The organism is Winogradskyella sp. SM1960, assembly GCF_020179375.1.
Classification (GTDB): domain Bacteria; phylum Bacteroidota; class Bacteroidia; order Flavobacteriales; family Flavobacteriaceae; genus Winogradskyella; species Winogradskyella marina.
Genome location: NZ_JAICBG010000001.1, coordinates 74,542 through 99,556 on the forward strand (window position 1 = coordinate 74,542; position 25,015 = coordinate 99,556).

The window sequence follows — 25,015 nt, forward strand, 5'->3', positions numbered from 1 at the left end:
ATCAAAAAACTTTTCACATCACCATATCTAACGTATAGCTTGATTGAAGTTTAATTATAAAAACTCTTTTGGATTTTTTACGCTGTTTATATTGGCTAACTTAGTTCTTAAAACATGCCACAAACCATATACATCAACGTTTATAGACATACTCAGCATTGGTTATTAATACATTACTCACTCAACAATCCACCAACAAAACGTTCAAAATCCGCTTTAAACGCTTCGTATTTTTCACCTGTTGCAGGACCATTAAAACCAGTATGTATTTTTTGAACCTTACCAGATTTATCAATAAAAATTGAGGTCGGATAAGACAACACATGATTTAGCATCGGTAACTTTTCTTGCGCCTTTTCTTTATCAGACGTTCCGTATTGCGCTAAAAGAATTGGATAACTAATGTTTAATTTTTCTCGCAATCGAGATATACTATTAAAGGCTTTTTCTTCTGTTTTAGCATACTCAAAAGCTAAGGCAACAATTTCAAAGTCTTTATCCTTATTAGCCTCATAGAATTCATTAAAATAGATGCTTTCATCTAAACAGTTTGGACACCACGTACCCATAATTTGTACAATGACAACTTTGTTTTTAAAGCGATCGTCGCTCAATGAGATTATTGTTCCATTTTCATCGGGAAATGAAAATTCTAAACTATCGTAACCTTCTTTTAAAAAGGTAAGTTCATCTGTACTTGGTAATTCATAAGATGCGTTACGTTTAGCTACAAAAGGGGCTTTCCAATGGTTTCCGGAGTAGAATGTACCTTCCATGGTCGAGTCCGACACTTTCGCTGTAAACAAAAACGCATGTGCACCATCAAAGGTAGAAAGCTTCATTTGATCACCATCCATAACACCTTCAAGATAGCGGTAGTCGCCAGTTGTAGTTCTAAAGGTGCCAGTAACTTTACTGCCTTCTTGTTTAAAAACTCCTTTGGCAATGTATTGGTCATCAGCATCATTGTGATTAAAAACGGTTTCCCAAATTCCTGCAACATTTTCTTTGGCTTCCGATGTTACTTCAAACCGATTCTTTTTGTTATACTCTGCCGAAAATGGCACTACTCTATCTAAACTCTCCTTTATGTAACTCCCTTTTAAATTATCGCCTTCAAAAGTTGCTGCTAAAAAGCCTTCAAACACCGGAGCTTTAATAAAAATAGAATCATTTCTATAATCAACTTCATCTACTTTAATGACTTCTTCAGCATTAATTATATGCAATTCTGTTGGTGATTTCACCTCAAACACAAAAGGTATTTCCTGATTATCCTCAGCTTTCAATATGGCGCGATATGTTCCAACTTTTAAGTTTTGCTGTTTTATGTCCTCGTTACAAGAGCATACTACTAAAGCCATAAAGCAACCTATTAAAATCCGTATCATAAATATATTTTTTGAATAAAGTTCGAAATAACAACAATTACCTTACATAAAAAAGCAATTTGATGTTTCATCCGCAAAACAACTGTTGCCATTTAGGGGTTAGAAGGCGTATCTGAAGCCCTTAATATTTAGGTTAAAAAATTAAACTTGGATATTTCATTCGCTAATGGGAATTACTATCTTTGCACCTCGATTAAATTGACACATGAAGATATCATACAACTGGCTTAAGCAGTTTATAAAAACCGATTGGGACGCTGAAAAAACAGGCGAATTATTAACTGACTTAGGTTTAGAAATAGAAGGCATTGAGGCTTACGAGTCTGTAAAAGGCGGATTAAAAGGCATCGTTGTTGGCGAAGTTTTAACCTGTGAACAACACAGTAATGCAGACCGTTTAAAAGTAACAACAGTAAATATTGGTGCTGATGCTCCTTTACAAATTGTTTGTGGTGCACCAAATGTTGCAGCCGGTCAAAAAGTACCAGTTGCCACAATTGGAACCACATTATACACTGCTGAAGGTGAAGCTTGGACCATTAAAAAAGGGAAGATTAGAGGCGAAGAAAGTCATGGAATGATTTGTGCCGAAGACGAATTAGGTCTTGGCGAATCTCATGATGGCATTATGGTTTTAGATGACGATCTAAAAGTTGGTACACTTGCCGCTGATCTTTTTAAAGTTGAAAACGACGAGGTTTTTGAAATAGGGCTAACACCAAACCGAGCCGATGCTATGAGCCATTATGGTGTAGCACGCGATTTAAAAGCGGGATTGTTACAAAAGGAAATTTCCTTAGAACTTATTACACCTTCCGTTAGTTCCTATCATGTAGATGCTCGCGCGTACAAAGTAGATGTTGATGTACAAGATTACGATAAAGCACCGCGTTATTGTGGTGTCACAATTTCTGATATAAAAGTTGAAGCGTCTCCTGCCTGGTTACAAAATCGCTTAAAATCTATTGGCTTATCTCCTATTAATAATATTGTAGATATTACTAATTACGTGTTGCACGAATTAGGACAACCTTTACATGCTTTTGATGGCGATCGTATTTCAGGAAATAAAATTGAAGTTAAAACCTGCAACGCTGGAACAAAATTCACCACTTTAGATGGTGTTGAACGCGAATTGCACGAAGATGATTTAATGATTTGCAATGCCAAAAAACCGATGTGTATTGCAGGTGTTTTTGGTGGTTTAGATTCTGGTGTTACGGAAAACACATCGCGTATTTTCTTAGAAAGTGCTTATTTTAACCCAGTGAGTGTTCGTAAAACGGCAAAACGACATGGTTTAAACACCGATTCGTCATTTAGGTTTGAACGTGGTATTGATCCTAATCTTACAGAGTATGCACTAAAACGTGCAGCATTATTAATTCTAGAAATTGCTGGTGGTGAAATTACAAGTGATATCGTTGATACTTATCCGAAGAAAATAAATGATTTTGAAGTACGGTTGAGTTTTGACAATGCTAGAAAATTAATTGGTGAGACTATTCCTGAAGAAACCATAAAGAGTATTTTAACCTCTTTAGACATCAAAGTTAAAAATGTTACCGAAACCGGATTAGGATTAACCGTTCCTGCATACCGAAATGATGTACAGCGTGAAGCCGATATTATCGAAGAAATCCTTAGAGTTTATGGCTACAACAATATAGCAACGACAACGAAATTGAATGCTTCTATTTCAAATTCAACACGTTTTGAGGATTATAAACTTCAGAATATTATTGGAAACCAACTCGCTTCGCAAGGCTTTTTCGAAATTATGTCTAATTCATTAACAACACCAAAGTATGTGGAGTTAAGTGAAGATTTAAACGCAGATCATAATGTAAAAATGCTAAATCCACTGAGTAACGATTTAGAAGTAATGAGACAGTCGTTATTATTTTCTGGATTAGAAGCTGTTGCCCATAATATTAACAGAAAACGCAACGATTTAAAATTATTTGAATTCGGTAAAACATATCATCAATATTCCGATAATCGTGAAGAATACAAGCACCTATCGCTTTTTGTAACAGGAAATAAAACAGAAGAACGTTGGAACTCTGCAGCAGCCCCAAGTGATTTCTTTTACCTAAAAGGAACTATTGAAGTTTTACTGCAACGCTTAGGTTTAACACGTTTAAAATCAGCACCTATTTCGTCTGATATTTATAGCGAAGGCATGAGCTTTTCTGTTGGAAAGAAAAAAATGGTGGACTTCGGTTTGGTTAAAAAACCGATATTAAAACACTTTGGAATTTCGCAAAATGTCTTATTCGCAGATTTTAATTGGGACAATGTTTTAGATATGGCTAAACACAATACCATTAGGTTTAGCACTATTTCTAAATACCCATCAATTCGTCGTGATTTTGCATTGTTGTTAGATAACAAAGTTACTTTTGAAGATATTGATACCATCGCAAAACAAACCGAAAAAAAACTGCTTAAAAACGTGAATTTATTTGATGTTTATGAAGGCAAAAATTTACCAGATGGTAAAAAGAGTTATGCGGTAAGTTTTATATTTCAAGATGAAAACAAAACGCTTAACGATAAGCAAATTGATAAAATTATGTCTAAGCTTCAAGCTAATTTTGAAAATAGGCTTGGCGCAGAATTGAGATAACCTTTAAATCTTATTTAAAAAAAGCCCTTAAACTACAACAGGTTAAGGGCTTTTATATACCTAGAAAACACTTATAACTATTTTAAATATTTAGGCTTTATTTAGGAGAAGTAAGTATAAAAGTTGGTATTTTTAACACACTAAAAAAAATAAATCATGGCAAATATAACATTAGGAGGAAATCCAATTGAAACTACAGGAAAATTACCATCTGTTGGTAGTAAAGCACCAAATTTTAATCTAACAGCAACCGATTTATCGGCAAAGTCTATCACAGATTATTCTGGAAGTCGATTAGTGCTGAATATTTTCCCGAGTATTGACACAGGTACTTGTGCAACGTCTGTTAGAACATTTAACGAAAAAGCTAGTAGCTTAGACAATACAAAAGTGTTATGTATTTCTAAAGATTTACCATTTGCACTAAAGCGTTTTTGTGGTGCCGAAGGCCTTAATAATGTCGAAAATTTATCGGACTACAAAACTGGTGAATTCGGAAAAGATTACGGATTAACCTTTAAAACAGGACCTTTAGAGACCTTACTATCGCGATGTATTGTTGTTATTGATACAGATGGCACTATTTTACATACCGAACAAGTTTCTGAAATTAAAGACGAACCAAATTACGAAAGTGCTTTAGCAAGTTTAGCATAAATTCTACATGTCAGAAAAGAAACCTTTTATAATTAATAGGATAAAAAGTGTAGGTTATGCTTTTAAAGGCATGCTTATTCTTATTAAAACAGAAGCCAGTATTAAGACGCAATTATGTATTGCACTTGTTGTAATAGGTGCTGGCTTCTATTTTGATATTTCTAAAACCGAATGGATAGCACAAATTGCTATGATTGGTTTAGTCCTAAGTTTAGAAGGCATGAACACGTCTGTTGAAGCTTTAGCTGACTTTATACACCCAGACTTTCATGAAAAAATCGGAACAATTAAAGATGTCGCTGCTGGTGCTGTTTTTATTGCATCTATTGCAGCTGTTGCTATTGCTTGTGTAATATATATTCCAAAATTCACCTAATGAAAAACACACCTTTTCAATTCAACTAACAATGGCTTAAAATTTTAGCATTTTCCTGTTAGCGATTGACCTTAAAGAATATTGTGTTTACATACCAAAATCAATACGATAAACGTTTCATATTTGTATTTTAGCAGTGAAAAAGAAAATGCTATTTAAGAATGGCTAATTTTAAGCGTTAATAATGTTGGTTTTTACACCAATTATAAAAACATTAGAACACGTTACAATCTTAAAAAGTGGTTTTTCATAACAAGTAAAAAAATACAATTAAATAAATAGACGTCCAAAATAAACGGAACTAGCTACCGAAATAAATTCGGCATAAAATGGCAAAAAAAACAACAAAAAAGAAAACAACCGCGAAAACAAAACCGAAGGCTAAGACAGTTCGAAAAAAGCGTTCGTTTAAGTTATCGAGTCAGCAAAAACTGATTTTTGGTAGTTTCCTTATTATTTTAGGAGTTCTACTTTTTATCTCATTCCTCTCTTTTGTGTTTACAGGAAGAGAAGACCAAAGTGTGCTTCATAATTTCCCAGAACGATCTAATGAATACAAAAATTGGGCGAGTCAGCTTGGTGCTTGGGTGAGCGAATTTTTTATAACTAAAGGCTTTGGTTTACCATCGTTTATATTTGCTGGTTTATTATTTCTTTCAGGTGTTTATGTCACTTTAAACTTAAACAAAGCTAAGCTAAGAAAACACTGGATTTGGGGAACACTTATTGTGGTATGGTTGTCCATTCTGTTTGGTTTTTTTACTCATAAATACGACGTTTTAGGCGGCACAATTGGTTTTGAAATGAATCAATTTTTTCAAGATTACATAGGCAAAGCAGGTACAATTCTTCTTTTAGTATTTGGACTTATCACCTATTTAGCCATCAGGTTTAAAGTTACAGGCGAAACGCTTGTCAATAGTTTTAAACGTGCTAAGCGTTCTATAAAAGAAGATTTAAAATCCGAAGACGATTCAACACAACCCACTGTCGCTTTTGACAATAGTTTAACCGAAGAAGCCGAAGCTATAAAATCTACTATAGAAATTCCGGTAGAAGACTCTAAACCAACCATTAGTAACCATTCTAATCCTAAACCTAAAACAGAATCTGAACCAGAAGAGCTCACCATGGAAGTTTCTGAAAAGCCAAAGGAAGAGACTATTGACGATCAGGAATTAGAAATGAAAGTAGAAACTGTTGAGGAAGAAAAATCAGAATCCGATAATTTAGCTGATAAATTAGTTGAAGATTTTGGACAGTTTGATCCAACGCTCGAATTAGGGAAATACCAATTTCCAACTTTAGATCTATTAAAGAAGTATGACAACGAAGGTATTTCTATAGATCAAGAAGAACTTGAAGAGAATAAAAATAGAATTGTTGAAACACTAAAGAACTATAAAATAGGTATTGCGAGTATTAAAGCAACCATTGGACCAACAGTTACCTTATATGAAATTGTTCCAGATGCAGGTATTCGAATTTCAAAAATTAAAAACTTAGAAGACGATATTGCTTTATCACTTGCCGCATTAGGTATTAGAATTATAGCACCAATTCCTGGAAAAGGGACCATTGGTATTGAGGTACCAAACAAAAACTCTACTATAGTTTCTATGCGTTCAGTTATTGCGTCACAAAAATTTCAGAAATCAGAAATGCACTTACCAATTGCATTTGGTAAAACCATTAGTAACGAAACTTTTGTTGTCGATTTAGCTAAAATGCCACATTTACTAATGGCTGGTGCAACAGGACAAGGTAAATCTGTAGGTTTAAATGCGGTCTTAACTTCATTATTATATAAGAAGCATCCAGCTGAAGTAAAATTTGTACTTGTCGATCCTAAAAAGGTAGAACTCACACTTTTCAACAAAATTGAACGTCATTATTTAGCAAAATTACCAGATAGTGAAGATGCCATAATCACAGATAACACAAAGGTTATTAATACATTGAATTCACTTTGTATTGAAATGGATAACCGTTACGAAATGCTTAAAAACGCCTACTGTAGAAATATTGCAGAATACAACGATAAGTTTAAAAAACGGAAATTAAATCCTAATGAAGGCCACGCTTATTTACCATACATTGTTTTAGTGGTCGATGAGTTTGCAGATTTAATTATGACGGCTGGTAAAGAAGTAGAAACACCAATTGCCAGATTAGCACAGCTAGCACGTGCCATTGGTATTCATTTAATAATAGCGACGCAACGACCTTCAGTTAACGTTATAACAGGTATTATTAAAGCCAATTTCCCAGCACGTATTGCGTTTAGAGTTACTAGTAAAATAGATTCGCGTACCATTTTAGATGGTGCTGGTGCAGATCAATTAATTGGTCGTGGAGATATGCTATACACTCAAGGTAACGACCTTATAAGAATTCAATGTGCCTTTGTAGACACACCAGAAGTCGAAAAAATAACTGAATTTATAGGCTCACAGAAAGCTTATCCAGATGCGCATTTACTTCCAGAGTACGTTGGTGAAGAAGGTGGCACAAATCTTGATGTTGACATATCGGATAGAGATAAACTATTTAGAGAAGCAGCAGAACTTATTGTAACATCGCAGCAAGGATCGGCTTCTTTATTACAGCGAAAATTAAAATTAGGTTACAACAGAGCTGGTAGAATCATTGACCAACTCGAAGCTGCCGGAATTGTCGGCAATTTTGAAGGTAGCAAAGCGCGCCAAGTTTTAGTTCCAGATTTAGTGTCTTTAGATCAGTTGTTAGAAAATGAACAACCATAAAAATTACATTTTAGCTTAATAAAAATATCATTTTATAAAAAAAAGAAATACAAACGAATGAAAAATTTAATTATTATCGCATGTTTCGCTATAGGTTTTAACGCTTTTGCTCAAAATGACACACAAGCCGAAACATTACTAAATGAAGTGAGCACAAAAATTAAAAACTATAACAATATTAGTTTAGATTTTAAATATGAACTCAATAATATTAGCGAAAATATTAAACAAGAAACGCGAGGAGACGTTGTTATAGAAGATGAAAAATATAAACTTAACATCTTAGGTATAACACGAATTTTCGATGGTAAAACCCTATATACCATAAGTCCAGAAGATGAAGAAGTTACAATATCTTCAGATAATACAGAGGATGAAAGCACAATTACACCTAGTGAAATGTTATCGTTTTATGAAGATGGCTATACCTATAAAATGGATATCACTCAAACAGTAAAAGGAAGAAAAATACAGTATGTAAAGTTGAGTCCAATTGACACTAATTCTGAAATAAAGCATGTGTTATTAGGCATTGATGCGACTACAAAACACATTTACAATTTAATAGAAGTTGGTAAAAACGGAACAAAAACCATTTTAACTGTTAATTCTTTTAAAACCGACCAACCTATATCAAAAACCTTATTTACATTTGACAAAAGTAAATACAGCGATTACTTTATCAATAAAATTGATTAATCCATTTTAAATAGGTAATATCGCTTAAAAATCTATATTTTAATAGGTATAAGGCTAAATTTTAACTGTGTGAAAATACTAGATAGGTACATACTTATTACCTTTTTAAAAACGTTTTTTAGCGTTTTTATTATATTCATGTTCATCTTTATTTTACAAGGGGTTTGGCTGTATATTGCCGAACTTGCAGGTAAAGATTTGGACATAACTGTAACTGCAAAGTTTATTATGTACTACATGCCAAAGCTGATTCCTTTGGTTGTGCCGCTAACTGTGTTATTATCTTCCATTATGGTTTTTGGCAACTTTGCCGAAAATTATGAATTTGCAGCCATGAAATCTACAGGTATTTCATTGCAACGTGCTATGCGAAGTTTAAGTGTATTTATCGTTGCGCTTGGTATTGGTTGTTTCTTTTTTGCCAATAATGTTATTCCTTGGGGAGAATATAATTTTTTTAACCTAAGACGTAATATCGCCAAAATGAAACCCGCTTTGGCTATTGCTGAAGGTCAGTTTAATGAAATAGGAAACATTAATATAAAAGTTGAAAAGAAGTCTGGTGATCGTGATCAGTTTCTTGAAAACGTTGTTATTCACGAAAAAAGTTCTACCAGAAGAGGTAATTTCAAAGTCATCGTTTCTAAAAAAGGGGAATTAAAAAGTAGTCCTGATTCTAATATCCTTCAACTCGAATTGACAGATGGAAATTATTACGAAGAGATTATTAGTAAGAACATACAAAAGAACCAAAATAAACCACATGTTCGAAGCTATTTTGATACCTACATTACAAATGTAGATTTAGAAATACTTAATGATGAAGACTTAGATGAAAAAAGTCAATCAGACAGGTATAACATGTTAAATGTTAGTCAGTTAAATAAATACATTGATACTTTAGAACAAAATCAACAAAACGATTATAAAGCCTTAGCAACCACATTATACAACCGAAGTACCTATGCATCACTAAACATTAATATTGATACTGCTAAGACTAGAAAAAACATTCTAAAAGATTCTACTTTAATAACTAAAGATATTTTGAGTTTTTATAATACAGCTCAAAAAATACAAATTCTTAATTTGGCTAAGAACTCGTCTAATAGTACAAGGCAAATTTTAGACTCTAACAAAAAGAACTTAGAAATAAAACAAACTCATTTAAACAAGCACATTATTGCGTTGCAAGATAAATTTGTTTTAGCTTTCGCATGTGTTATTCTGTTTTTTGTAGGTGCACCACTTGGAGCTTTAATACGTAAAGGTGGACTTGGTTTGCCAATGGTTATTGCAATATTACTATTCTTAACCTATCATTTTTTTGGAATTTTCGCTAAAAACAGCGCAGAAAACGGAAGTTTTAGTCCAATTATTGGTACATGGTTTTCTACAGCCGTTATGTTTCCATTAAGTATTTATCTTACCACACGAGCGACAAATGATAAAGGCGTTTTTCAGTTTGATAGTATAGTAGTACCACTAAAGCGGTTATTCAACTCAAAACAAAAATTTCAACTTTCGGAAAGTGATACTAAAGTTTATAATTTCTATTCAAAAAACACAATTGAAGAATTGGTTGGGATCATAAAAAAACAAGATGACTTCGATCTCGATAAAAAACCGAAAGAGATTGCGCTTCATAATTTGTTAGACCGTAAAGTATCACTCGAATCTTTAAAATCTGAAGGATTAGAAATACCAGATTCACAAATTAAAGCGCGAGTTTTACTCAAAGATTACAAAGATTATTCTAAAACCAGTTTAGTTAGTTATTGTGTGGGTGCTGTATTATTAGTATTGCATTTTGTATTTAACAACAATAAACTTCCAGAATTAGCTGAATCTTCTTTAACGTTGAGCATCATTGCTTTTGTGTTTTTTGTCATCTATGTGATTGTTAACGCTTTTGTGTATTCAAAATTCTATAAAACTATCAATCAAGAGCGTAAACGTATCAATCCACTTTTACTAGCTTTAACACTGCCTATTTATCCATTAAAATACGTTATTGTAAGAAGTAAAATTTCTCAAGACTTCTACTTAAGCTGCCTTCAGAACATAAAATAAAATGTATCTTTACATGGTCTAAAAACCGAGTCATGATTACTACTAAAGCAATGAACATAGAAACGAGTCTAAATACTATTGAAGAAGCCATTGAAGACATTAAACAAGGAAAAGTTATAATTGTTGTCGATGATGAAAACCGTGAGAATGAAGGTGATTTTTTAGCTGCTGCCGAAAAGGTAACACCAGAAATGATCAACTTTATGGCCACCCATGGACGAGGTCTGATTTGTGCTCCACTTACAGAACATCGTTGTGAAGACCTAGACCTTAATATGATGGTGCGTAATAATACGGATCCTATGGAAACCGCCTTTACGATTTCAGTAGATTTAAGAGGCAATGGTGTTAGTACCGGAATTTCTGCTAGCGACAGAGCAAAGACCGTAAAAGCTTTAGTTGATAAGGATACAAAGCCTTTTGAATTAGGACGACCTGGTCATATTTTTCCATTAGTTGCTAAAGAAGGTGGTGTGTTAAGACGTACTGGCCACACAGAAGCTGCCATAGATTTTGCACGCCTAGCTGGTTTTGAACCTGCTGGAGTGATTGTAGAAATCATGAATGAAGATGGTACCATGGCACGCTTACCGCAATTATTAAAAGTGGCTAAAAAGTTTGACTTAAAAATTGTATCTATTGAAGATTTAGTGGCTTACCGAATGGAGCACGATTCTTTAATTGACAAAAAGGAAGATTTTAATATTGAAACACGTTTTGGTAAATTTAGGCTTAGAGCATACCAGCAAACTACTAATGATCAAGTTCATATTGCATTGACTAAAGGGTCATGGAGATCTGACGAGCCTGTTTGTACACGAGTTAATAACACCTTAGTCAATAGTGATATTTTAGGCGCCTTAACAAATAATGCCGATAAGAAATTAGACGATATGTTTAAGGTTATTAATAGCGAAGAAAAAGGGGCTATTATTTTTATCAATCAACAACCAGAATCTATTAACCTTTTAACACGACTTTCAATATTGAAAGAAAATCAAGTTGATGGTAAATTAATAAAAGCGCCTAGCTTAGGAATGGATTCCAAAGATTTTGGTATTGGTGCTCAAATTCTTCACGATTTAAAAATCAGCAAACTAAAACTCATATCTAACAGTCTCCAAACCAAACGTGTTGGGATGATTGGTTATGGTTTGGAGATTGTTGAATATGTAGCGTATTAAAGACGCTTTTTATTAGAAAAATTAAATCATCTTAAGAAAGATATACAATTCAAAATCATTGGCATTAAATAAAATGAGAACCAAGATATATTATAAATCGAAGTTCTCATTTTATAACGATTGATAAGTTTTTTTTTACTATTTAATAACTATCTTTTTTGTCGCTTTCCCTTTATCAGTATAAATTTTCAACAAATAAATACCAGACTGAAACTGCTCTACATTTATATGGTTTGAATCACCTTCTGCCAAAACCAATTTTCCTAAAATATCATAGATCTCAATGTTTTGTACATTTAAAGTTGTACGGATATTTATATATTTAGAGGTAGGGTTTGGATAAATTGTTACGTCTTCTGACCTTACAATTTCATCTAAAGATAACGTGGCACCTTCACTTACAAATACAGCATCAATTATTTGAGAACCTGGATTTGCTGCACAATTTGCTAAAGCAAAAGGGTCATCTGTAGGGCCACAAGCTGTAAAGAACTGATCTCTTGCCATATCAACTATCGCTTCATTGTCTTCAAAAACAACCATAGGATCTTGAGTTACATCTAAATATTTCATTTTGATATGAACTAGTTTTTTTGGTGTTGATGTTATATTATTTTCAGTAAAAGTACCCGATGAATAGGATTGTTGATTTGAATACGACAGTCTGAAATCCGTATTATTATTTAATTGAAGTGTTCCATAGATTTTCAAAGCAGGAAGTGCATCTATACCCTGCCCTACTATATAATCCTCTAATGGCCCATCTCCGTCGTTTGGAAACGTAATTTCTACACCATCATTTTCTTGATCATTACCATCGTAAATATTTACTCCAAATGCATCTGTATTATAGTTAATATAGAATTGTGCTGCACCCATTTTAAAATCTGGCATACCATCGTGCGTCTGTATCATAACATCGACTTCATAAAAATCATCTACACCATCGTTAGTGTTTTGAGCATTTTCAAATGATACTTGAATAGTTTGCGCATACATTCCAATACTAGCTATAAATGCAAAGTAGATGGTCGTTAAAATTTTTCTGTAATTGTTTTTCATAATTTCTATTGATTTAAGGTTATTATTAATTATCATTTTCAGTGGTTGTTTTACGTTTTGCAAAAAGTTGTCGGCTGGAATATTGTTCACCTCTACCGATGTTAGGATTAAGTGTGTTGAGAATATCAGTATTCTGTCCCTGACTGTTCATATCTATATCTGCATTTAAATATCCAGATAGCCCAATAAATGGTAATGCCCCAACAGCATCACTGTTCTGTATTTGTCCATTTCCATCAAAATCACCAGCAAAAAGGGCATAATTACCGTCGTCCATATTGGCTATACCATTAGCACCACCTGTTACTAATAGACTATTAGTAGTAAGATCTAACACTGTTGCACTTCCTGATAGATTGATAGGATTAGCAGTTAATACCCCTAAATGATTACGATGACTAACCATTACATAATAATTTCCTGGTGACACATTGATATTTATTACCGAAGTGCCATCAGTAGCTACCACATCACCATCGGCTTGTAATAGTGCCGAGGTTTCTGCTAATACGGTTATACCATCATTACTATCGCGCAGTTCAATCCATACCCAATCGATTATGGCATTAGCACCTGTGGTATCAAAAACCGTGGCATTACATGTAGCGTTATCTACATAAGGACTTGATGTTGGGATATTATCGGTACTCCGCAAAACATCATTCATTTGTCCAGCATTATAAGGTCCTTCTAAAAATATTTTGGGGTCTAACTTTATCATTAAGCTCATTGGATTTATAAAGCCTTCAGAAACCGAAATACCTCCAGTACTTAATTCTTGTACATTGACTTCACCAATGGTATAGAGCATTTGAATACCTCCTGCGGTTACTGATGCACCACCAGAATCGATGCTGAATTTTTCTATAGATTGTGCTTGTACAGCTATGCTTAAAGCTATACTGAACATTGTGATCATTGTTTTCATAATTATATATTTAATGTTTTGTATGATGTGTTTAAAAAATCTTTTATTATTAATTACAAAATTATAAAGGACCTCCTTTGAAGGTTATAACTATAGTAACAAATGCTGTAACGTATGTAACATTACTTACTATAACTGGTTATTTGGTCTTATTACAACTCAGTTTTAATAGCACTAAGTTTAACAGAATCAAGAAAGCAACTGCTGAACAGATGTAGGTAATTGTCATCATTTTTTATGTGTTGTTACCAAATAATTAGCTAAATCATTTGACATTATTTTGAGTTCATCGTGCTGTTCCTCAGTTCTACCTTGAACAGAAGCTTTCGTTTGATAAGTCATAACAATGAAGCTATCATAGTTTTCATTTAATATGCGTACTGTGCCTCTCCTTGGCTGAGATGCGATATAGCAATCACCAGCATCTGCTAATACGATATCCCTACCCATAAGTATGCCGCTTGGCAACTCTGCTTTGTCTTTTAAAAGGTTTGCGATTTCCTTTTTACTCTGCCCTTTGCTGCTAGGAACTGACATTAAGCGCAAGGTTGTCCCTGTATTATCGTGACCTTCCCCAAAGCCTTTAATTTTAAAAAGACATTCGTTTGGCGACTTGCTTGTTTGTGCGCTAATATCAGAGTCTGGTATTTGTAGCACTTTGGCGAGTTCTGCAACAGTAACATCGCAGGTATAGTTATTAAATAAACTGCTGTAGTCTGCACTCGAAGTATTGTATGGTTCAATTTCTTTTTTCTGTGCTACTTCAATGGCTTCGCTTGTACTTGTTGTGTTCTTATTGGTTTCTGATTTACAGGCTACCAATAGGACGATCGCGATGAGAGTGATTTTTTTTATCATGGTTAAATTTTATTAGTATTGTGTACTATAATTTGTAAATAACAAATTGAAATGTAGTTGTCACTTGTGTACCACTTGAATTAAAGATGCGTACATTAAGATCGGCATCATTATCTCCATTGCCGTCACTAATAACTGTACTAGAAGTTCTAGGTGATGTAGAAATTGGAGTAATTAAACATACGGTATTCGTATAGCTTAATGATTCTGTACCATTTACATCTATAACAAAAACATTCCCACTAAGAAACGCTGTAAAATTTCCAGTACCAGATAAAATATTCCCTGTAGATTCTACAATACCATAAGCCATTGGTATTAAGTTGGCGTTTCCTGTACTTGTGTGTTGTATTTTACCATCAAATTTTGCATTTCCATTACCATAAACTGTTAAGGCATTACTTCGGTTATCATCTGCTGTTCCATTTCCTATTTCAAACAATGGGCTTATGGGTGGATTATAAGAATTTGTACCACCTTCACCAACATTATATTTACCTATTACAGTAGAAAACATTCCTAAAGCAATTGTATTATTACCCATAGCACTGCTATATAAACCTAAAGCTTTTGTACTAAATCCCATAGCTACTGATCTCGATCCAATGGCACCGTTATTGGAAGACCCAGGAGATCCAGAAATACTTAAATCTAGAGCATTTGTACCAATCTCACCTTTTGTTGAACTCTCACCCACTAATTGCCATCCCGAATTATTACTGCTTGTGATTCGCTCTAACCCAATGCGTGGCTGATTGGATAAATCGGTATAATTACCACTAAAAACATTTTCTGCGATTTTAGCACGTTTAGCATAAGGTACAGATTGAAAAGGTGTAGTTCCCATATCTATATAGCTTCCATCTTGTTCTATATCTATTTCAGTCTTAAGTGAGAATATACCATTTCCCCAAGCCAATGCTGAAAATACTCCTGAAACTACTGTCCCTTCTCCAATGTTTACAATTGCTATTCCATTAGCATCAGTTAAAGCACTATGCGTTTCTTGGTAAGCATCTATTTCTCCTTGCAAAATTGTAAACCTTATGTCAATGTTTTGGTCAACAATTAAGTTGCCTAAACCATCCTTAATAAGTGCTTTATAATTAACCCCTTGTTGGGCAAAACTTATCGCTGAAATTAGAACGGCAAGTACGAGTGTGAATCTTGTTTTCATAACTTTCTATTTTAATTAATAACTATTATTTTATGTATTACTAAACGAATTAAAGTTTTAGCTTTTTTGACTATTGTTTATAAATGACGAACTGAAACGAGTTAGCAACTTGTCCGAAGCTAGAATCGAAGATATGTACGCGAACACTTCCGTTGGAATGTGAAATACTGGATGTTCTAAATTGACCAGAAATAGTTGATACAGTAGTAGCACTATTAGAATGGCTCAATGCTAAATCTACATTGGTATTGGGATCAGCAACAGTAATGGTATACGTGTGTGCTGCATTTTTGGTTACTTCAAAAGACCCACCTGAAGCGTAAATAGCTCCTGTACTAGATACACTCCCATACGCTACAGGTATCATATCGTCTGTGCCGCCTCTGTTTATCTCACCTGTTAAAACCATACCATCTTCTGCAATCAAAAGATCTTTAACAGTTAACCACCGATTTACTGTCATATCTTCATAGAATGTAGATTTACCATTCTTATAAATTACCATGGCATTTCCAGAGGATGTATTAACTGGACCTTTTCCTATGGTAAATAATGCATTGGGCTCAACTGTATTATTGATTCCCATTGCTATAGAACCCTCACCTTCCGCTTTTGTACCATTTCCAATGGCAATGGAATGATCCCCTGAAGCCCTTGCATTTTTACCCACCGCAAAAGCATTTAATCCTGATGCTCCATTGATGCCTGCTGAAGAACTACTCTCACTAAGGTCTACGGCATTATGTCCGATATCATCATAATTTGATGGGTCAACACCTTTCAACCTCCAACCTGTTCCATTACCTTCATCAATAGCCACAAGACCAGATACATTAGCTGCGCTTATAGCATATGGCACCGTTTTGAATTGCGTGGTTCCCATATCTACATAATCAAGACCACTGGCATTACCTATTTCTACTCTCAAGTAATACATATTTGATCCCCAATCTAACTCACTAAAGAAACTATAACTTAAAGATTGGAAGCCTTCACCAATAGTGACTATGGCAATACCATTTGCATCAGTCATGACATTGTAATGCGTTCCTTGATATTCAATATTTCCATCAGAAAGTGCATCTAATATGGTAAATCGGATAGTCACCACTTCATTAGAACGAACATTACCATTTTCCTCTTTTATAAGAGCTTTATAATTAATGCCTTGTTGTGCAAAACTTATCGTTGAAATAAGTACCGCAAGTATGAGTGTGAATCTTGTTTTCATAATATTTTATTTAATTAATAGCTATTGTTTTATGTATTGCTCATTTATTAAAGCTTTACTTTTTGTGATACCAGTTGACTCATTTCCTCGGATTCAAATAGGGTTTTAAATTCCCTCTTAAAAATGGTTCTTAATGATTTTGTATAATTTTTAGCGAGTTCTTTTTTATCACTTCTTTCAAACTTTCCACTTATGGTAATACCGTTTAACTCGAATTCAATTTTATTATCCACCTTTTTTGGGGTCAGCAAAAGGCTTATATATTTGTCACCTGTCCAATTCACTATATGCGACGCAGAATCTGATAAACTATGATAACTTGTGTAAGTATTTAGTCCACTTCTTATAACAATAGTGTCTTGATCATTAAAATGAATAGTACAGAACAGTTTTTGATATTTGTTGGGTTTAAATACCACCTCGGAGCTTGTAGCGGTTTGAAAATTGTACTTCCAAAATACAGGACCTACATAACGACCTTGGTATAATTTTGTCTTAGCAGCTTTTGATAGACTATCTTCCGCTATGTGAGCGCTATCTCTTATGTCTAGCGTTTTGCTCAATTGTTCTATGCTACAAATAGCCTTATCACCTTTTAATTCTACTCTAAGATCAGAAGCAACTGTTGTATTTAAAAGATCATTTAGCTTTACGATCTCATCTTGTTTTAACTTTTGACTATACATGGCGTGAAACATAAATACTGCTGCCAAACTCCATATTAATTTTTTTGTATTCATAACGTTTTGATCATACATTGATTAATTAGGCACCACCAATATTTCTACACGCCTATTTTTACTTCTATTTTCATCGGAATCATTTTCTACTATCGGTTTTGATTCTCCATAGCCTTTTTCTTGCCATTTAAACTCTGTGCTCGGTATTAATTGTCTTAAGGCTTTAGATACACTTTTTGCACGCGCTAAAGACAAGGCTTTATTGGTTGCATCACTGCCCACATCATCGGTATGCCCTTCTACGATGACTTTTCCTTTTTTGAGTATCGTGATGCTATTTACTAATTCTTTTAAGGCATTTATACCTGCTGGTTTTAATTCACTTTTACCTGTATCGAATAATACTTGGCTGTCTAAATTTAAACGCATGGCAGAACCAATAGCGGCAATGGCATCGACATCGGCACCTGGAATGCCACTTTTCTCTTTAAGATCTTTAAAGCGTACATAGTAAAAGAGGTCATTTGGTTTTACATAAGGTGCAATATCTACCTCAGCGACTCCTCCATCTATCTTTCCTATTTTAATCCAAGATTTTCCGTCTTTAGATATTTCGAGCTCTGTAGGTTCTAATTGCCCTATTTCGAACAAGTATAAATCCGGACCATTAACATCTACCAAAGCATTATCTGTAAACCGAATGGTCAATGTACCTCCAAGTCCAAGGCTGTAAATCCCAGTAGCATCATCAAAAGATTCAATAACATCGGGTTCTCCAAGCACATTATTGACCTCTTGTGTTAAAAGTTGTGGGTGATTAACGTGTACCACCTCATCTGCAAAAGACAATGGTCCTAATGGCAAGTACACTGTTTTATTAAGATTACCAACATAGCTTACGCCAACGTCATCTCCGTAAAATAAATCTGGATTTAACGCTTTAAATTTCCGTTTCGCTGCTTCCGATTTACGAACAATATCTTTATGAAAATGAGTAACAGTCTTTTTTCTGTATGCAATGGCACGTTGGTATTTTGGACTGGCTTTTAATGTTCCTGAAGCGATTGCCTGTTCGGTGGCTTCCAACTCAGCGAGTAATTCTCTAGACTCTTTTTCACTATGCATTTGGCGTGATTTATCTTGAAGTTCTTTCATTTTTTGTTCTTCTTCATCACTAGGTTTTACCTCATGTTTCCGCTCCACATCTCCCATCACATAACCGGCTTCTGTAAGATCTAATTGAGACATCATATTAGTGCCTGCTAAAGAATCTATCGTTTTTAATTTTGCCATGGTTGCTTCAGGACCAGATTCTGCTTGAACTATCAAAATAGCTTCTTCTAAGGACACGCCTGTTGGTGTCTTTTTTGAAGCTAATTGTTCTTTTGTTAGCTTTCGTTTTAGAATAGGTTCTTCGTTATCACGAGCTTCTAGCCTTTCCTTCATAGCTTGTTGTGCAAGTACTTTAAGACTGTCTGGATTGTTGATGAGTTTTTCCATAGACTCACGAGACACTCCGTTTGCTACCAACATGTCAATCAGCATTTCGGGATCCAATTGAAAATCCACATCACCATTGCTTGTAGAACCTTCTACCATGTTTTTTCCCATGTTGAAAAGGTCGTTCAACTCCGAGCTCGATTTTTTATTTGAAATGTTATCGGCATCATTAATTGAGGGTACAGATTCTTGATTGATAGCTGAGTTTAAACCCGAGTTCAAATCACTAGGATTGTTTAGATCTTTGGATTTATCTGGACTATTACCACAGGAATACATTATAAAACCAATGGCTAAAAGAAGAACTATTTTTTTCATAACGTTTGTTTATTTTGAGATTCTTGCGGCTTTTAGCGCTTGTATCGTCTGTCCTACTTGTGCTTCGTAAGTACCTAAACTAGTAAGCTGCCTACTAGATGCGCAATCTCTTATATTGTTGAGGTCCTCTTTCATTGACACTATATAATCATCAAATCTAGTATCATAGGCTGTCTTCATTTCATTCATGGCAGGTCTTACTTTGTGCAATAAAATTGACGTCCATCCAATGCCTCCTCCTCCAGGCAAACTAGACATATTATTACCCCAAGTGATATAATCACTTAACACAGTTGATTTAAAAAAATAATATTGTTGCAAATGAATATAATAGGCATAATGGGTCGTAAAATCTTCTAAATGTTGATCCATGCAATCGAGGCATTCTTCTCGTACTTCACAATAGATTAAAATTTCATTACCTGGATTACTTTCAGTTTCGTCGTCATTATTATCTTCATTCTCTGCCTCCAATCTTTCAACGGCTGCTTGGAGCCTTCGTACTTGTCTTCTTAATTGTTCGAGTTCTTCGGCAGTTCGGTCAACTGGGAGTATTCTTTGATCTCCATCGGTTTCCTCTCCGGGCATATTGTCCCTAAAATCCCAATTAAAATCATCGGTAGCCTCTTGCATTTGTCTATTGACCTCTGCTGCTGCTTCAGGAGACAATTCGTTTGAACTTTGATTAGGTCTTAATCTTATCAATGCGGTAGTTTCACCTCCATCGTTTGACACATAGGCGTCTCTATCCATAGCTGGAATCAAACCAGGATCATCATAAGAAACAGGTACTTGATCGGCCACGTTGTTATTGGCATAATCCAAAAAAACGTCAGGTTGATCAGCCATAGGCACACTAATTGGTACTGGACTTTGAGACATCATCAATTGTGAAAAACCAAAACAAAGCAAAATTAATAGTGTGTTTTTTACGGGCTTTTTCTTTAAAAGGAATATGCCAAACAGTATTACTATTATTGACAGGAGACCAATAATAATGTACAAAAGTGTGTTGTTCCCATCGGAACTTCCCGTTGTTTCCACCGTACTTTGTGACGTATTAGAAGAAGAATTGCCACCAAAAGGGTCACCATGAATACCAAGACTACGTAGATGCTTGGCATATTCTTCCTTATCATCGGTGACACGAATGACAGACTGGGTAGATGGAAATTGCAAACCAACCCTAACGCTTATTAAATAGGGAATGCCAGCAACCTCTGAACTTACACCAAGACCCAACAAATTTTTAGTCCTAAATACTTTATCCACAAATTTCTTACCGTTGGTAGAAATTTTAGCTTCTTCGCTATCCCAATTATTTTTGTGAAATGTAAGATCTATATTATGATTTGGTGCTTTTGATACTATCCTAACCATAACTGGAGCTTTAATACTTAGGTCATTAATCACAAATCGTTGTAAGGAATCGGCGCCTCCAGTTGTCCATTCGACCGCACCTGTATAAGTACCATCATCATGTTTATCCAATGCAATTTCATGAGTTATTATTTTACCGAAATTATCTATTAGTTGCGCAAAACCTAAATAGCTAAAGGCAATAAACAAAAGTGTGAGTATGGTTTTCATAGTAATGATGTTTTAATAATTTAATTAGAACCAAAAACTTTAGAGAGATCGGAGTAGCCTACTCCACTAAATTGTATGGGAGAAAAAGATATAACTGCCATAGACGCATCTTCTAAATTGCCTTCCTTAAAACGAATTTTCATATTTGAAACCTCAGCAGTACCAGATGCAGCTGTAGCATGAGACAAATCTATGGTTCCTGAAATTTTACTCTCTGATAAACGTTGACCTCCTTCATGAAGCAGCTGGTACATAGCACTCATTGTACCTCCTCCTTTTTTGGGTTGTTTAATATCTGCTGTAACTTTTTCTAATGCTTTGGTATCTCCATCATAAAAAAGTTGCACACTTTCTGAGCCTTTATCTAACTTCTTGGTAAACGTAATTATAGCCGTACGTTTTTTTGTTTTGGCATGTGTATTAACAATACCTGAAGCTTTGGTGTAAGCCCAATCTTTTCCATTGATTTTACATAGAAAGGTGCCTTTATTTATTGATTCACTTTTGGCTCGTGTGTCTTTATTTGTAATTTCCGCAGTTGCTGTTTCGGTTGTTTCGCTTTGTTCTAATGCATTGGTTTCATTACTTTCTTTGCAAGATGTGAGCGTGATAATGAGTACTAATAATACTATGTATAGTTTCATGGTTTTGATTTTATTGGTTATTGGCTTCTATTTTTTCAACACGCAATATGAGGTCGTTAAGGGTCGTTTTTAAAGATGAATTGTCGGCTGACAAGGTTTCTATTTGTGTGTTCTGTCCATCAATAATACCTTGTTGCTCTTGCAACGCCTTTATTAATATGGGAATCAACTCTGTATAAGACAAGGTTATTAAGTCTGCTTCTTCTACATAATTTGTGATACTTGGAAAGATTTTTTGTACTTCTTGGGAGATTAAACCTAGGTTACGTTTTGTATCCTTTTGGTCTTTCATTACGTAACTCACAGGATTGAGTTGCATCACTTTGTTGAGTGTGCCGTTGTCTAAAGCAGTGATGTCTTTTTTGGTACGTCTATCTGAAATAGAAGAATAATTACCTGTAGATTCACTAAAAAACCCACGATAACTACCATTTCTATACAAGGATAAACTTCCATTTGGTCGTGTTTCAAGGCGCCATGATGATGTAGCGTCAGATATATGCTTTATTGTTAATGGTCCTCCTATATCCATTTCTTCAGTAACATCTAAAGTGCCGTTTATACGTATTAAATTGGTATCAAATTCACCATAAATAAGTGGATTACTTGATTGACCATTATTTATATATAATTTATTATCACCATTTGAAGGATTTGTACCTGCAGAATTACCTATAAACACATTATCGTTTCCTGTATTAGAGATTCCTGCACTGCGACCAATAGCTATGTTACCATTTCCTATTAAATTAGATTGAAGTGCGCTAGGTCCAATAGCGACATTACCAACACCAGATGTATTGCTATACAGCGATAAGTACCCTAAACTTGTATTAAAATTACCACCATCATCATCAATTCCTGCACCATGACCAAGGAATATAGAATAACCATTTCCATCTGATTTTCCATCATTTAAATCGTTTACTCCTATGTGAATATTATTAACGTTCACTCTCTCGGCATATTTAGCATAAGGCACATACAAAAACGGCGTTGAACCCATGTCTACAAACGAAGTACCTCCTGTAATGTCAATTTCAACTCTTAAAGAAAAATTAATATAGTGCCAAGGAAGATTAGAAAAAATACCTGTTGGAGTTCCTTCGCCGATATTAATTATAACAATACCATTATCATCGGTTGTAGTTGAATGAGTTTCTTGGTAATAATCGTTATTACTTTCGAAAATAGTAAACCGTAATGTTACATCTTGTTCAGCAAGCACATTGCCAAGATCGTCTTTAATAAGAGCTTTGTAATTAATGCCTTGTTGCGCAAAAGTTGAAACCGTTATCAATAATGATACGACTAATGTGATTATATTTTTTTTCATGTTCTTGTCTTTTTAATTACTTGATTTTGACTCTATAAGGTTTAAGCGTGTTACTAAAGCTTCTATAGATTTATCCTGGGTAATATCTTTTTCTTTTAGCAATGAATTATCTGCTGTTATTGTTTCAATTAGATTGTTTTGCCCTTCAATAATGCCTTGCTGCTCTTGTAATGCTTTTATGAGTACAGGAATAAGTTCCGTATAAGACAATGTGATTAAGTCTGCTTCTTCAACATAATTGGTAATACTTGGAAAGATTTTTTGAACTTCTTGGGAGATTAAACCTAGGTTACGTTTTGTATCCTTTTGGTCTTTCATTACATAACTCACAGGATTAAGTTGCATCACTTTATTGAGGGTACCATTTTCTAAAGATGTGATGTCTTTTTTGGTACGTCTATCAGAAATAGATGAATAATTACCTGTAGATTCACTAAAAAACCCACGATAACTACCATTTCTATACATGGATAAACTTCCATTTGGTCGTGTTTCAAGTCGCCATGTGGACGTAGCATCTGATGCGTTTTGAATTGTTAAAGGACCATCAACATGTCCGTTGATATTTAAATAATTAGTATCAGCATATTCTTTAGTGATTAATGCTTTATCTCCAGCAGTATTTATTTGAGTTATGCTAAATGAAGGAGCAGTAATGGTTCCATTTTTTAAAATACGGAAAGCATCGCTATAACTTATAATATTACCAGTTCTAAAGCCATTTCCAATCGAAAATAACTTATCGGTTTGAACCCATGAACTTGTACTATTTGGTGTTTGAGTTAAGTTATAGCTGCCTATTGCTGTTTCTGCATAAGATTGGGCATTAGTCTTAACTCCTATTGTTGTGGAATTATCACCCATGGCACCATTCAAGCTTGCGTCAAAGGTTGAGTTATTATAACTTAAATCTACAGCGTTTCTTCCTATATTTGCATAATAATCGGGATTGCTACCAGCTAATCGCCAGCCATAAATTGGGAGATTAGTGTCAGGGTCTATGCTCTCTGAAATTTTTTCCAAACCCGAAGGAACGGTTATTGTTGGTTGATTGGTTAAATCGTTATAATCACCACTAAAAACATTATCAGCATGAATTGCCATTGGGACTTTTTTGAAATTAGATTCACCAAAATCTACAAATGTGCCATCTCTTTCTATATCTATTTCTGTGTTAAGTGTAATGTTAGGAAGCCAAAAATTATTAGGAAAACTTCCTGTTATAATCTCACCTTCTCCTATAGTAACAATTGCAATACCATTACTATCTGTCGTGGTTGAATGACGTTCTTGATAGGACGCAATAAAAACAGGTCCTTCGAGCGTTTGAACTGTGAATCGTATATCAATTTCTTGATTGCTTAAAACGTTCCCGTTTGTATCTTTTATTAGTGCTTTATAATTAAAACCAGTTTGCGCATAACTTGAAATTGACATCAAACAAATAGCAAGCACTGCAAATAGTACCTTACTCATTTTTAGATATTTTCTTTGGAAGTTGTGAATCTGTAATTTCATAATACTATTTTTTAAAAGTGGTTGTTTTTATGACTTTGTTTTTATGCGTTATTTTTAAAATATAGGTGCCTTTTTTTAAATGATTGACATTAAGATAAATACGACACTCAGGAAACTGATCTATTTCACCTTTAATGCTGTTTATTTTTTTAACCATTGCAACGATTTTACTACTGTAAGGAAGAAGTATGTAGTAAATGTAAAATGTAAAACATGAGACAGTTATTACTTATGTAACAATTGTTATGACTATTGTAACACGCTAGTAATATCAAGGCTTACAAGAGGTTTTAAAGTGAAATTATTTAGGATTAGTTTGATAAACAAATGAAGATCACTTACTTAAACAAGCTCAAAACGAGTCGCTTTTATCCCGATAGCTATTGGAAAAGAACC

General features: G+C 34.2%; 20 protein-coding genes. 7 read left to right on the forward strand and 13 right to left on the reverse strand.

From position 1 onward, the window contains the following. Window positions 1-173: 173 nt before the first annotated feature. On the reverse strand, window positions 174-1,391 hold the full coding sequence (locus K1X16_RS00355) for a peroxiredoxin family protein (RefSeq protein WP_225034613.1): 1,218 nt from the start codon (window positions 1,389-1,391) through the stop codon (window positions 174-176). 205 nt (window positions 1,392-1,596) lie between these two features. On the opposite strand from K1X16_RS00355, the gene pheT reads away from it, so the two are divergent. The 7 genes from pheT to ribB all read left to right on the forward strand — a co-directional run bounded on the left by pheT (window position 1,597) and on the right by ribB (window position 11,777). Continuing rightward, entirely contained in the window at window positions 1,597-4,023 is a 2,427-nt protein-coding gene (gene pheT, locus K1X16_RS00360; protein ID WP_195872114.1) for a phenylalanine--tRNA ligase subunit beta, read from the forward strand. 156 nt (window positions 4,024-4,179) lie between these two features. Continuing rightward, window positions 4,180-4,680, forward strand: a complete 501-nt coding sequence (gene tpx / locus K1X16_RS00365; protein ID WP_195872115.1) for a thiol peroxidase — start codon at window positions 4,180-4,182, stop codon at window positions 4,678-4,680. Between the two features lie 7 nt (window positions 4,681-4,687). After that, window positions 4,688-5,056, forward strand: coding sequence for a diacylglycerol kinase (locus K1X16_RS00370; protein WP_195872116.1), 369 nt, complete (start codon window positions 4,688-4,690; stop codon window positions 5,054-5,056). A gap of 329 nt (window positions 5,057-5,385) precedes the next feature. Next, on the forward strand, window positions 5,386-7,821 hold the full coding sequence (locus tag K1X16_RS00375) for an FtsK/SpoIIIE family DNA translocase (protein WP_225034614.1): 2,436 nt from the start codon (window positions 5,386-5,388) through the stop codon (window positions 7,819-7,821). Between the two features lie 57 nt (window positions 7,822-7,878). Further along, complete coding sequence (locus K1X16_RS00380) at window positions 7,879-8,520, forward strand: LolA family protein (RefSeq protein ID WP_195872118.1); 642 nt, start codon at window positions 7,879-7,881, stop codon at window positions 8,518-8,520. A 69-nt stretch (window positions 8,521-8,589) separates the two neighbouring features. Further along, entirely contained in the window at window positions 8,590-10,593 is a 2,004-nt protein-coding gene (locus tag K1X16_RS18030; protein WP_225034615.1) for an LptF/LptG family permease, read from the forward strand. A gap of 32 nt (window positions 10,594-10,625) precedes the next feature. Then, window positions 10,626-11,777, forward strand: coding sequence for a 3,4-dihydroxy-2-butanone-4-phosphate synthase (gene ribB, locus K1X16_RS00390; RefSeq protein ID WP_225034616.1), 1,152 nt, complete (start codon window positions 10,626-10,628; stop codon window positions 11,775-11,777). A 138-nt stretch (window positions 11,778-11,915) separates the two neighbouring features. Here ribB and K1X16_RS00395 read toward each other — a convergent pair whose 3' ends face one another. The 12 genes from K1X16_RS00395 to K1X16_RS00450 all read right to left on the reverse strand — a co-directional run bounded on the left by K1X16_RS00395 (window position 11,916) and on the right by K1X16_RS00450 (window position 24,776). Continuing rightward, on the reverse strand, window positions 11,916-12,839 hold the full coding sequence (locus K1X16_RS00395; protein WP_195872121.1) for a T9SS type A sorting domain-containing protein: 924 nt from the start codon (window positions 12,837-12,839) through the stop codon (window positions 11,916-11,918). A gap of 25 nt (window positions 12,840-12,864) precedes the next feature. Continuing rightward, complete coding sequence (locus tag K1X16_RS00400; protein WP_225034617.1) at window positions 12,865-13,767, reverse strand: hemagglutinin protein; 903 nt, start codon at window positions 13,765-13,767, stop codon at window positions 12,865-12,867. A 228-nt stretch (window positions 13,768-13,995) separates the two neighbouring features. Beyond that, window positions 13,996-14,625: a hypothetical protein gene (locus tag K1X16_RS00405; protein ID WP_225034618.1), complete on the reverse strand. Its 630-nt coding sequence runs from the start codon at window positions 14,623-14,625 to the stop codon at window positions 13,996-13,998. A 25-nt stretch (window positions 14,626-14,650) separates the two neighbouring features. Beyond that, window positions 14,651-15,802, reverse strand: a complete 1,152-nt coding sequence (locus K1X16_RS00410; protein ID WP_225034619.1) for a hypothetical protein — start codon at window positions 15,800-15,802, stop codon at window positions 14,651-14,653. Between the two features lie 70 nt (window positions 15,803-15,872). Beyond that, on the reverse strand, window positions 15,873-17,033 hold the full coding sequence (locus K1X16_RS00415) for a hypothetical protein (protein WP_225034620.1): 1,161 nt from the start codon (window positions 17,031-17,033) through the stop codon (window positions 15,873-15,875). A gap of 47 nt (window positions 17,034-17,080) precedes the next feature. After that, complete coding sequence (locus K1X16_RS00420; protein ID WP_225034621.1) at window positions 17,081-17,773, reverse strand: hypothetical protein; 693 nt, start codon at window positions 17,771-17,773, stop codon at window positions 17,081-17,083. A gap of 21 nt (window positions 17,774-17,794) precedes the next feature. Beyond that, window positions 17,795-19,531, reverse strand: coding sequence for an OmpA family protein (locus tag K1X16_RS00425; RefSeq protein ID WP_225034622.1), 1,737 nt, complete (start codon window positions 19,529-19,531; stop codon window positions 17,795-17,797). A gap of 9 nt (window positions 19,532-19,540) precedes the next feature. Continuing rightward, entirely contained in the window at window positions 19,541-21,121 is a 1,581-nt protein-coding gene (locus K1X16_RS00430; RefSeq protein ID WP_225034623.1) for a CDK5RAP3 family protein, read from the reverse strand. 20 nt (window positions 21,122-21,141) lie between these two features. Continuing rightward, window positions 21,142-21,765: a hypothetical protein gene (locus K1X16_RS00435; protein ID WP_225034624.1), complete on the reverse strand. Its 624-nt coding sequence runs from the start codon at window positions 21,763-21,765 to the stop codon at window positions 21,142-21,144. A gap of 10 nt (window positions 21,766-21,775) precedes the next feature. Further along, the gene (locus tag K1X16_RS00440; protein WP_225034625.1) at window positions 21,776-23,101 is read right to left on the reverse strand and encodes a tail fiber domain-containing protein; all 1,326 of its coding nucleotides are present in this window, start codon (window positions 23,099-23,101) and stop codon (window positions 21,776-21,778) included. Between the two features lie 12 nt (window positions 23,102-23,113). Further along, window positions 23,114-24,577, reverse strand: a complete 1,464-nt coding sequence (locus K1X16_RS00445; RefSeq protein WP_225034626.1) for a tail fiber domain-containing protein — start codon at window positions 24,575-24,577, stop codon at window positions 23,114-23,116. 46 nt (window positions 24,578-24,623) lie between these two features. Beyond that, window positions 24,624-24,776, reverse strand: a complete 153-nt coding sequence (locus K1X16_RS00450) for a hypothetical protein (protein WP_195872132.1) — start codon at window positions 24,774-24,776, stop codon at window positions 24,624-24,626. Window positions 24,777-25,015 lie beyond the last annotated feature (239 nt).

Bases quoted from the DNA above. Each gene is read 5' to 3' on its own strand.
- K1X16_RS00355 (WP_225034613.1), bottom strand. From the start codon at position 1,391: ATGATACGGATTTTAATAGGTTGCTTTATGGCTTTAGTAGTATGCTCT.
- pheT (WP_195872114.1), top strand. From the start codon at position 1,597: ATGAAGATATCATACAACTGGCTTAAGCAGTTTATAAAAACCGATTGG.
- tpx (WP_195872115.1), top strand. From the start codon at position 4,180: ATGGCAAATATAACATTAGGAGGAAATCCAATTGAAACTACAGGAAAA.
- K1X16_RS00370 (WP_195872116.1), top strand. From the start codon at position 4,688: ATGTCAGAAAAGAAACCTTTTATAATTAATAGGATAAAAAGTGTAGGT.
- K1X16_RS00375 (WP_225034614.1), top strand. From the start codon at position 5,386: ATGGCAAAAAAAACAACAAAAAAGAAAACAACCGCGAAAACAAAACCG.
- K1X16_RS00380 (WP_195872118.1), top strand. From the start codon at position 7,879: ATGAAAAATTTAATTATTATCGCATGTTTCGCTATAGGTTTTAACGCT.
- ribB (WP_225034616.1), top strand. From the start codon at position 10,626: ATGATTACTACTAAAGCAATGAACATAGAAACGAGTCTAAATACTATT.
- K1X16_RS00395 (WP_195872121.1), bottom strand. From the start codon at position 12,839: ATGAAAAACAATTACAGAAAAATTTTAACGACCATCTACTTTGCATTT.
- K1X16_RS00400 (WP_225034617.1), bottom strand. From the start codon at position 13,767: ATGAAAACAATGATCACAATGTTCAGTATAGCTTTAAGCATAGCTGTA.
- K1X16_RS00405 (WP_225034618.1), bottom strand. From the start codon at position 14,625: ATGATAAAAAAAATCACTCTCATCGCGATCGTCCTATTGGTAGCCTGT.
- K1X16_RS00410 (WP_225034619.1), bottom strand. From the start codon at position 15,802: ATGAAAACAAGATTCACACTCGTACTTGCCGTTCTAATTTCAGCGATA.
- K1X16_RS00415 (WP_225034620.1), bottom strand. From the start codon at position 17,033: ATGAAAACAAGATTCACACTCATACTTGCGGTACTTATTTCAACGATA.
- K1X16_RS00420 (WP_225034621.1), bottom strand. From the start codon at position 17,773: ATGAATACAAAAAAATTAATATGGAGTTTGGCAGCAGTATTTATGTTT.
- K1X16_RS00425 (WP_225034622.1), bottom strand. From the start codon at position 19,531: ATGAAAAAAATAGTTCTTCTTTTAGCCATTGGTTTTATAATGTATTCC.
- K1X16_RS00430 (WP_225034623.1), bottom strand. From the start codon at position 21,121: ATGAAAACCATACTCACACTTTTGTTTATTGCCTTTAGCTATTTAGGT.
- K1X16_RS00435 (WP_225034624.1), bottom strand. From the start codon at position 21,765: ATGAAACTATACATAGTATTATTAGTACTCATTATCACGCTCACATCT.
- K1X16_RS00440 (WP_225034625.1), bottom strand. From the start codon at position 23,101: ATGAAAAAAAATATAATCACATTAGTCGTATCATTATTGATAACGGTT.
- K1X16_RS00445 (WP_225034626.1), bottom strand. From the start codon at position 24,577: ATGAGTAAGGTACTATTTGCAGTGCTTGCTATTTGTTTGATGTCAATT.
- K1X16_RS00450 (WP_195872132.1), bottom strand. From the start codon at position 24,776: ATGGTTAAAAAAATAAACAGCATTAAAGGTGAAATAGATCAGTTTCCT.